The organism is Bradyrhizobium macuxiense, from assembly GCF_001542415.1.
In the GTDB taxonomy this organism is placed as follows: domain Bacteria; phylum Pseudomonadota; class Alphaproteobacteria; order Rhizobiales; family Xanthobacteraceae; genus Bradyrhizobium; species Bradyrhizobium macuxiense.
This window is the reverse complement of sequence record NZ_LNCU01000049.1, coordinates 53,204-63,224: the sequence shown is the minus strand read 5'-3', so window position 1 is coordinate 63,224 and position 10,021 is coordinate 53,204. Positions and strand designations below refer to the sequence as shown.

Annotated in this window: 7 protein-coding genes; 2 read left to right on the top strand and 5 right to left on the bottom strand. The window is 65.5% G+C overall.

The genetic code is table 11. The features are described from left to right. The first annotated feature begins 86 nt into the window (after positions 1-86). The gene (locus AS156_RS17505; RefSeq protein ID WP_066500203.1) at positions 87-1,127 is read left to right on the top strand and encodes an IS110 family RNA-guided transposase; all 1,041 of its coding nucleotides are present in this window, start codon (positions 87-89) and stop codon (positions 1,125-1,127) included. A 363-nt stretch (positions 1,128-1,490) separates the two neighbouring features. Here the strand turns inward: AS156_RS17505 and AS156_RS17500 are convergent, their stop codons facing one another. The 3 genes from AS156_RS17500 to AS156_RS17490 form a co-directional block, all read right to left on the bottom strand. Next, complete coding sequence (locus AS156_RS17500) at positions 1,491-2,378, bottom strand: 4-(cytidine 5'-diphospho)-2-C-methyl-D-erythritol kinase (RefSeq protein WP_066506657.1); 888 nt, start codon at positions 2,376-2,378, stop codon at positions 1,491-1,493. Between the two features lie 143 nt (positions 2,379-2,521). Then, complete coding sequence (locus AS156_RS17495) at positions 2,522-4,306, bottom strand: tetratricopeptide repeat protein (RefSeq protein WP_066506691.1); 1,785 nt, start codon at positions 4,304-4,306, stop codon at positions 2,522-2,524. 362 nt (positions 4,307-4,668) lie between these two features. Next, positions 4,669-6,327: an electron transfer flavoprotein-ubiquinone oxidoreductase gene (locus AS156_RS17490; protein WP_066506656.1), complete on the bottom strand. Its 1,659-nt coding sequence runs from the start codon at positions 6,325-6,327 to the stop codon at positions 4,669-4,671. Between the two features lie 195 nt (positions 6,328-6,522). On the opposite strand from AS156_RS17490, the gene AS156_RS17485 reads away from it, so the two are divergent. Then, a complete protein-coding gene (locus tag AS156_RS17485; RefSeq protein WP_066506687.1) occupies positions 6,523-7,347 on the top strand; it encodes a uracil-DNA glycosylase in 825 nt (274 codons plus the stop codon). A 50-nt stretch (positions 7,348-7,397) separates the two neighbouring features. On the opposite strand, the gene AS156_RS17480 is transcribed toward AS156_RS17485, so the two are convergent. Continuing rightward, positions 7,398-8,903, bottom strand: a complete 1,506-nt coding sequence (locus tag AS156_RS17480; RefSeq protein ID WP_066506651.1) for a glycosyltransferase family 39 protein — start codon at positions 8,901-8,903, stop codon at positions 7,398-7,400. 255 nt (positions 8,904-9,158) lie between these two features. Then, positions 9,159-9,914: a ribonuclease HII gene (gene rnhB, locus AS156_RS17475; RefSeq protein ID WP_066506645.1), complete on the bottom strand. Its 756-nt coding sequence runs from the start codon at positions 9,912-9,914 to the stop codon at positions 9,159-9,161. Positions 9,915-10,021 lie beyond the last annotated feature (107 nt).

Sequence of the window (10,021 nt, the reverse complement as noted above, 5' to 3'; positions counted from 1 at the left end):
CATTCGTGGTTGATGGGGTGGACGGCCCCCTACGGCATCAGTGTGCCAGAATGAGGTTGTTGCAAATCTCAGCAAGGGAGCCGTCCGTGACGAAGATTATCCGCATTGGAATGGATACGTCGAAGTATATTTTTGTGCTGCACGGGATTGATGAGGATGAGCGGCCTGTGCTGCGCAAGAAGCTTTCGCGCAAGCAGGTGGTGGAGTTCTTTGCCAAATTGCCGCCGACCGTGATCGGGATGGAGGCCTGCGGAGCCTCGCAATATTGGGCGCGGGAGCTCTCCAGGCTGGGCCATGAGGTGAAGCTGATGGCCCCGCAATTGGTGAAGCCCTATGTCGCGCGGAACAAGAACGACTGGCGGGATGCGGAAGCGCTGTGTGAGGCGATGAGCCGGCGGACCATGCGCTTTGTGCCGGTCAAGACAGCCGAGCAGCAAGCCGCGTTGATGCTGATGGGAATCCGCGACGGGTTGATCGCCCGGCGCACCCAGTTGACCAATACGATCCGCGGCCACGCGGCGGAGTATGGCCTGATTGCACCCAGGGGGCTGGACAGGATCGAGCCGCTGCTGGCGCAGATCGCGCAGAACGAGACGCTTCCCGCTCTGGCGCGTGAGCTGTTTGTCGTGCTGGGCCGCGAGTACGCCAAGCTCGAGAGCGAACTGGAGGCAATCGAGGCCAAGGTGATGGCCTGGCACCGCGGCGATGCCACGGGCCGGCGTCTGGCAACGATCCCCGCGGTCGGCCCGATCATTGCGACCGCGCTGGTGATGAAGACGCCCGATCCGCGTGCGTTCCCCTCCGGTCGGCATTTTGCGGCCTGGGTGGGATTGACGCCCAAGGACCATTCCACTGGTGGCAAGACCAGGCTCGGCAAGATCACGCGGGCGGGCGACGAGGACTTGAGACGACTGCTCGTGATCGGGGCCACGGCGGTGATCCGGCAGGCCAGAGGTGGGCGCGGCCAGCATCCGCGCTGGCTGCTGGCATTGATTGCGCGCAAGCCGCCGAAGCTCGCCGCCGTGGCGCTCGCCAACAAGGTCGCCCGCATCGCCTGGAAGCTCATGGTGACCGGCGAGAGTTACGACGCGGCGCGGTCGAATGCCGCTACGGCAGTGGCCGCCTAACAGATTGGCCGACCGGCGGGCTCGCTCGCCGGCCGATCCGGAGCTGCAGGAGCAGATGGAGCGATCGATCGAGCAACGATGCGAGACAATCCGTGGGACCCATTGGCCGCCAGCAGGTCGCCAGGTTGTTTGGAACTCGCATCGCGCAAACCATCTTGGCCAGCGATCCAATCGATCGCGCTCAACAGGCCGGACATATGGATGCAAGCGATCCGATCTCACCAAAAAGCTCTTGTGCCACGGGGGCCGTCCACATATGGGTCCCTGCTTTCGCAGGGACGACACCGAATGTGTTGAACCGCTTGTGAGTCATACGTTGGCGTTCTCGCTTCGCGAGCCCCGGAATGACGAGGAAGAGCAAGCTCAGCTCAGCGAGCCCGCGTGCACCCACCAGCCGGGCTGGTCGGCGCGGAGCTTTTCACCGGCGGCCTGGGCGTCGGCGTCATTGCCGAAGATCGCAAAGCAGGTCGCGCCGGAGCCTGACATGCGCACGAGGCGAACGCCGCTGGCCTCGCGCAACGCGGACAGCACGCCGCTGATCACGGGTTCGATCCGCGCCGCAGGTGTTTCGAGATCGTTGGTGCCGCGGGCGAGCGCCTCGATCCATTCGTCGATCTCGCCGCCCTGCTCCGGCCAGGACGGCGTCTGGATCACGACATCGGTGGCGCCGATCAAGAGCTCGCCGTGACGCAGGCCGAGCGCGTTGAAGACGTCCTTGGTCGCAACCGGAACGCGCGGATTGACCAGCACGCAGGGCATCTTGGGCAAGTTGAGCGGCAGCAGCGTCTCGCCGACGCCGGCCATGTCGCAGGCATGCGAGGCGACGCACACCGGCACGTCGGCGCCGGTCTGCAGCGCCACTTCCATGATCCTGCTGTCGTCGAGCGAAAGCTCGTTGAGCCGCGCCAGGAGGCGCAGCGCGGCCGCGGCATCCGCCGAGCCGCCGCCGATGCCGGCCGCGACGGGCAGCACCTTCTCCAGCGTGAAATGACCGACCCTGAGGTCCGCGACACGCTCGCCGAGCAGGCGCGCCGCCTTGAGCACCAGATTGTCCGAGGTGTCGCCGCAGGCGTCGGCCAGCGGCCCGTCCATCGTCAGCGCGAGCGCGTCACCCGGCTCCAGCGTGAGACGATCGGCGCAATCGGCAAACGCGACGACGCTCTCTAGGTCGTGAAAGCCATCGACGCGTCGGCCGACCACCCTCAGCGTCAGGTTGACTTTGGCACGCCCTTCTTCAATCAACGCCGGCACGGCGATAAACCCCTAAAAAACAAAGATCGTGATGCGATTAGCGTAAATCGCACCACGATCCTATCTCTTTGTTTGCGCAGAAATTCCGGGCAGGAATACCTCTCCCGCGGGCGGGAGAGGTAGAACAGCGGCGCCCCTGGCGACTAGCCGCCCTTGTCGTCGTCCTTCTTCTTGTCGGCGGCTGCGGCGGCCGGCGCCGGATCGTCGGGCAGGCCGTTTTCGATCTTGGCCTGGATCTTCGGCAGCTCTTCCGGCTCGGGCTTGAGGTCGCGCGCATGCGCCCACTGGAACTTGGCTTCCAGCGTTCGGCCGACGCGCCAATAGGCGTCGCCGAGATGGTCGTTGATGGTCGGATCCTCAGGCTTCAGATCGATGGCCCGCTCAAGGTTCTTCACCGCTTCGTCGTAATTGCCGATGCGGTAGTAAGCCCAACCAAGGGAGTCCACGATGTAGCCGTCGTCGGGGCGCTGATCGACGGCACGCTTGATCATCTTCATGCCTTCGTCGAGGTTGGTGCCCTGATCGATCCAGGAATAGCCGAGATAGTTCAGCACATGCGGCTGCTCGGGCTGCAGCTCGAGCGCCTTGCGCATGTCGGCCTCGGCCTTGGTCCACTGCTTGGAGCGCTCCTCGCAGATGCCGCGATAGTAGTAGGTGACCCAGGCGTTCTTGTCGCCCTCGGGCGGCAACGCGTCGATCGCCTGCGAATAGGTCCCGACGCAGTCGCCGAACTTCTTGCGGCCGCGCTCGATGTTGCCGAGCGCCATGATGGCCTCGACATCCTTCGGCGCGTCAGCCGTGACTTCCTTCAGGATCTTGATCGCCTCGTCGCTGCGGTCGGCAGCATCGAGGTTGGTCGCGAGCTGGATCTGCGCATTGCGCTTCAGCGGCGAGGACGCCGGCATCCGCTCATAGACCTTGATCGCCATCTGCGGCTTCTTCACCGATTCATAGAGATCGGCGAGCGACAGCAGGGCCAGCGGATGGTTGGGCTGCAGATAGAGCGCAAGCTGCAGGTAGACCAGCGCGAGGTCCTCGCCGCCGCGCCGCGTCAGCGTCGCGCCGATGCCGTACAGCGCCTCGGCCGCACCGGCCTGCGCCGACTCGACCAGCGGCGGCAGCTTCTTGCCGGCCTTGGTGTCCTTGATGCCTTCCAGCACCAGCGGGTGACGCGGCAGCTTCTTGTCGAAGGCCTCGTAGAGCGCGGTGGCGGAAGCCGCATCCTTGTTGCGCGACGTCCAGCGGGCATATTCGTCGACCGTGCGTAGCATCGAATCGTCGAGCTTGTAGGCGCGTTCGAAGCGAGCGCCGGCGTCCTTCTCCTTGCCGGCAAGCTCGAGGATCATGCCGGCGTGCAGATCCTTGAAGATCGGGTACCAATCCGGTCCGGTCAGCTTGTCGATATTGGCGACCGCGACCTTCGAGTCGCCGGCGCCATAGGCGGCCCAGGCCGACAGCAGCGTCGCCACCAGATCGGTGATCGGACCGCGGACCGACTGGTTGATGTTGGATTGCGCGGCGCCGTACTTCTTCAGCTTGAGGTCGCGCACGCCGATGACGAGGCGCGCGACGCGGTTGGACTTGTCCTGGGTCAGGATGCGGTCGGCCAGCTTGACCGCCTCGTCGATGTCGCCATCGGCAAGCGACGAGATGAAGGCGCGGTCGAGCAGCTCGGAATTCTTCGGATCGGTGCGCAGCGCCGAACGGTAAAATTCCGCAGCGGAGGCCGCATCGCGCTCGACGCTCGCATGGCGGGCCGCGAGATAGCTGCCGGCCGTGGTCAGCGACTTCAGGTCGTTCTTGGTCGGAAACTGCGCCGCATTGTCGGCGGGATGGTCGGGGGTTTGTGCCGAGAGCTGCGCAGGCGCGGCCAGCGCGGCGGCAGCGAAGAGGGCAATCGTCAGGCGGTTGAAACGGGTGGACAGCATCACGGTCGCCTTGCTCCAGGGATTTACGGCCACGGTCTTGCGATCAGTCTCAAAAAGCGAACCCAAGCGGCGGCATCGCGGCCAGCGACATTGCCGCTTTTGGCGTTCAACCGCAAGGATACGCATGACGAATCGATAGGCAGATTAAGCCTTTAGGCCCGCCGATCCAGCCAGCCCACCGCAAAACGCTTCCAGTGTGGCGGTATCGTGGCCGGGACAGGCACAATCGCGTTGGGAAACAACTGCATAGGAAAGTTGAACAGCCTTGACGGCCAGTTCCGGCCCCTCCCCTTGCGGGAGAGGCGAACCGAATATGCAGGAACGACGCGGGCCGCCTCACGTAAATGTGGCCGGCCCCCTCGTTACATCGCCTCGTAGTTCGGGCCGCCGCCCCCTTCCGGAGGAACCCAGGTGATGTTGCCGTTGGGGTCCTTCACGTCGCAGGTTTTGCAATGGACGCAGTTCTGGGCGTTGATCTGGAAGCGCGGGCCGGAGGCTTCCTCGACCCATTCATAGACGCCGGCCGGGCAATAGCGGTTGGAGGGGCCGGCGAAGACGTCGTGCTCCGACGTCTTCTGCAGGTTCATGTCGGCGACCTTGAGATGGACCGGCTGGTCCTCCTCATGGTTGGTGTTGGACAGGAACACCGACGAGAGCTTGTCGAAGGAGATCTTGCCGTCCGGCTTCGGGTAGGTGATCGGCTGGTGCTGCCTGGCCGGGTCGAGCGTCTTGCGGTCGGGCTTGGCGTGCGACTGGGTGCCGAACAGCGAGAAGCCGAGCGTGTTGCACCACATGTCGAAGCCGGACAGCACCATGCCGAACATGGTGCCGAACTTCGACAGGAATGGCTTGGCGTTGCGGACCTTGAACAGGTCCTTGCCGATCGCGGACGAACGCCAGGCGTTTTCGTAATCGACGAGCTCGTCACCGGCGCGGCCGGCACCGAGCGCGGCGGCGACATGCTCGGCGGCGAGCATGCCGGAGCCCATCGCATTGTGGACGCCCTTGATGCGCGGCACATTCACAAAACCCGCAGCGCAGCCGATCAGCGCGCCGCCCGGGAACGAGAGCTTCGGCACCGACTGGTAGCCGCCCTCGGTGATGGCGCGCGCGCCATAGGCGAGCCGCTTGCCGCCCTCGAACAGCTCGCGCACGTCAGGATGAGTCTTGAAGCGCTGGAATTCGTCGAACGGCGACAGATAGGGATCGTCGTAGTTCAGATGCACGACGAAGCCGACCGCGACGCGGTTATCGTCGTAGTGATAAAGGAACGAGCCGCCGCCGGTCTTGTCCTTCAGCGGCCATCCCAGTGTGTGCTGCACGCGCCCCTTCTTGTGTTTCGCAGGATCGATCTGCCAGACTTCCTTCAGGCCGATGCCGAACTTCGGCGGCTCGCTGTTGGCGTCGAGCTTGAATTGCGCGATCAGCTGCTTCGACAGCGAGCCGCGCGCACCTTCGGCGAACAGCGTGTACTTGCCGAGCAGCTCCATGCCGCGGGTATAGGAATCCTTATGCGTGCCGTCCCTGGCGATGCCCATGTCGCCGGTGGCGATGCCGCGCACCGCGCCCTTGTCGTCATAGAGCACTTCGGCGGCCGCAAAGCCCGGATAGATCTCGACCCCGAGCGCTTCCGCTTTCGGCGCCAGCCAGCGGCAGACGTTGCCGAGCGAGCCGATGTAGCAGTGATGATTGTTCATCAACGGCGGCATGATGAAGTTCGGTATGCGGAACCAGCCTTGCGACGTCGTCCAGTAGAAGCGGTCATCCTTGACCTGCGTCTTCAGCGGACAGTCGGCATCCTCGCGCCAGTCGGGCACCAGCTTGTCGAGGCCAGCCGGATCGATCACCGCCCCCGACAGGATGTGCGCGCCGACCTCGGAGCCCTTCTCCACCACGACGACCGACAGCTCGGGATTGAGCTGCTTGAGCCGGATCGCCGCCGAAAGGCCCGAGGGGCCGGCGCCGACGATGACGACGTCGAATTCCATGGACTCGCGCGGAGGAAGTTCTTCAGCACTCATGATCTGGTCTCAGCCCGTTGAGAACGCTTCTAAGCTTTTCAGGGGTCGTTGTTTCCGATTTTTGGCGCAAGGACAACCATGGAATTGCCATCGGGGAGGTTTCGCGCGGCCCCATGCAGGTTTGGGCATGATCGTTTGCGGAAAACCGGCCTCCACTTTTCCGCACCATGCTCTAAATTGCCGCCCATCATGGCCCTGATGCCCGAACCCACCCCTACGCTGCAGCAATTGCTGGCCTTTTACCTCGAGGCCGGGGTCGATTGCGCGCTCGGCGATGAGCCGATCAACCGGCTGGAGGAGCCGGAGCCAGTTCCAGCGCCCGCCGCAGCGCGGCCCATGGCCGCGCCCAGCCCTCTGCGTCCCCTGCCCGCCGCGATGCCGGCCGTTCCGCGGAGCGAAATCACCGTCGCACCGGACGCCGCAATCGCCTCGGCGCGCGAGGCCGCACGCACCGCGCCGACGCTGGCGGATCTGCGCGCGCTGATGGAGACGTTCGACGGCTGCGCGCTCAAGCACACCGCGACCAAGCTGGTGTTCGCCGACGGCAATCCGGAAGCGCGCGTGATGTTCGTCGGCGAGGCGCCGGGCCGCGACGAGGACATCGAGGGCCTACCGTTCGTCGGCCGCTCAGGCAAACTGCTCGACCGCATGATCGCGTCGATCGGGCTCGACCGCCGCTCAGCCTATATCGCCAACGTGATTCCGTGGCGGCCGCCCGGCAACCGTACGCCGACGCCGCAGGAGACCCAGGTCTGCCTGCCCTTCATCCAGCGCCAGATCGAGCTGGTGAATCCCGACGTGCTGGTGACGCTCGGCAATCCCTCGACTCAGGCACTGCTCGGCACCCGCGAAGGCATCATGCGCAGCCGCGGCAAATGGCTCGATTACGACACCGGCACGCGCACGATCCGCGCCATCGCAACCTTCCATCCAGCCTATCTGCTGCGCTCGCCGTCCTACAAGCGCCTGACGTGGCAGGATTTGCGCGCGATCGCGAAAGCGCTGCAGCCGGCGACTTAATTAACGCTGTCATTCCGGGGCACGCGAAGCGTGTACCCGGAATGACAGCGCTACCCCTTCGGCCGCACGATTGCCCAGCCGATCCGCAACACGCCCTGCCGTCCGTTGACCAGCCGGTCGAACGAACGCGGCACTTCCGGCACGAGGCCGGGAAAGCGCTGCCCGATCTCGGGCGGCGGCGTGCCCGCGGTATCCCGGGCGCGCCAGACCACGACGCCGCCGGTCTCGTCGAATTTCGCGATCGACAGCCACGGTGTCCGCTCCGGCGTGGCGTCGAGCAGCAGATGCGGGCGCCGGCCGGCCATCGCGATCAGGCTGGCGATCTCGGGATCGCCGGCCACCGCGCGCAGGCGCTGGTTGGTGCGCCGTTGATAGCTGTCGTCGAAGAAGTGGCCGATCGCAACCGCCGGCAGCGACGTCTTTGCTTCCGTGGTGCTGGTCCAGGGCAGGAACAGCGCGACAGCTAAAGCGAGGGCCGCGGGGGCCGCGACCGCGAGCGCCCAGACCGTGCGCAATAGCCGCTGCCGCCGCAGATGGATCAGATCGCCGGCCGCGACCACGACGGCAAGCCCCGACATCAACAGCGCCACGCCGGCGCCGCCGAACACGCGATCGACGTTGAACAGGCCCGAGACGAAACTGCCCACAATCGCCGGCGCGAAGGCGAAGAAATAGACGAACTGCTGGCCCAGCGGCCCGACCGGCGGGCGATGGATGATCGGCGCATCATCGCTGTCGCGGGTGAACCAGCGCGAATTGAGGATCACCAGCAGCACGATGGCACCCATCGCCACGATCAACCCGCCGAGCACGACGCCCCAGCGCAATGCGCGAGCCTTGAGATCGGCGATCACGGGCAGAGGCGGCAGCGTAAGCGCGTCGGCGCGAACGAGCCAGATCAGGTAGGGCAGCGCCAGCACGATGATGACGAGCAGCGCATAGAGCGGATCGACCGCCATCAGCGTCCGCCGCCCGCGCGCGCTGGTGACCGCAAAGACGGCGACCAGCAGGATCATGCCGATCGCAGCCGGCGTCGTCAGCAGCAGCAAACCGCAATCGATCGACCAGGCGAACCAAGCACTGCGCCGGTTCTGCCCGATCAACTGCCAGGAATGCAGCAGCAGCAACGCCCAGAGCGGGCGCGCCAGGATCAGCGGGCCGAACTCGACGCTCGGCGACGAGAACACCACCACCGTCATCGACAGCAGCACCGCGAGCACCGCCTGCGGACCGCCGACAATGGCGCGCGCCAGATGATAGAAGGCGATGAAGGTCGCGACCTCGCAGACCTGCGCCAGCAGGTAGACGCCGAACACGTGATTGCCGGCGGCGCGGAAGGCGATGTCGGCCAGCCAGAACGACAGCGGCGGCCCCATCGCGGTGCCGACCTGGTACTCACGGCCGAATGCAAGCACGGTTGCGAGATCGCCCGGCGGGCTGCCGTAGAAGATCACCGGCAAGAACAGCCAGATCGCCGCCTGCGCCAGCACCACGATCCAAACCACCAGCCGGGGGCGGGCGCGGATCAGTTCGACAACCAAGGAGGTAAACCGCATGAAACGCCTGAAATGCCCCAACCACTCCGTCAGCGGCTCAATGTGATCCCGTGGGATTTGATAACGGGCGATGGCGGCAGAGGCAACCGGGGCTGGACCTGCCCAACTGCCAAGTCAATTTCCGCTGTCATGCCCCGCGAGGGCGGGGCATCCAGTACGCCGCGGCGGCTCGGCTTGAGCATGACGTCTCTGGAATACTGGATCCCTCGCATGCGCGGGGGATGACAAGTGGAGACGATTCGGCGCAGTCGCGCTCTATGCAGCCGCGGACGCCGCGGCTTCGCTCTCGGGATCCACCGTGAACAGGTCGGGCTCGACAGGTGTCGGGAAGTGCTTGAGGCGCGCCGCGACGACGGGGGCGAAGAAGCTGCGGTGGTGGGTGCTGGGGCCTAGCCGGTCCAGCGCCGCGAGGTGCTCCGGCACGGCGTAGCCCTTGTGCTGCTCGAAGCCATAGCCCGGGCAATCCAGCGCCAGCGCGCTCATCAGGCGGTCGCGGGTCACCTTGGCGATGATCGAGGCCGCGGCAATCGACACCACGAGGCCGTCGCCGCCGATCACCGCATCGCAATCGCAAGGCGTGGCGAGCTTGTCGCGGCCGTCGACGAAGACATGTTTCGGCATTTCAGGCAGCGCATGAACAGCGCGAGCCAGCGCCCACAGCGAGGCTCGCAGGATATTGTCGCGGTCGATTCGCGCCGGCGAGGCTACCGCGACCGAGAACGCTGATGTCGCGCAGATCTCCTCGAACAGTTCCTCGCGGCGCTCGGCGGTCAGCCGCTTGGAATCGTCGATGCCCTTCGGGATACGATTCGGATCGAGCACCACGGCCGCCGCGACCACCGGCCCGGCGAGCGGACCGCGCCCGGCTTCGTCGCAGCCGGCGATCGGCCAGATGCCGCGCTTGATCAGCGCACGCTCGCGCCTAAAGCTCGGCCGTGTCACCGCGACCACGCGCTTCTCGCCCTTGGCAGCCTCGGCAGGCTTCTTCTTCGCAGACTTGTCCCGAATCATGCGGGGGATGGTGATCAAGCGAGGCCCGCCACGCAACCGGGAACCTGCCGCCCTTCCCCGCTATTCATTTAGTACTTAGTACGGACTGGTTAGTACGGACTGGCGGG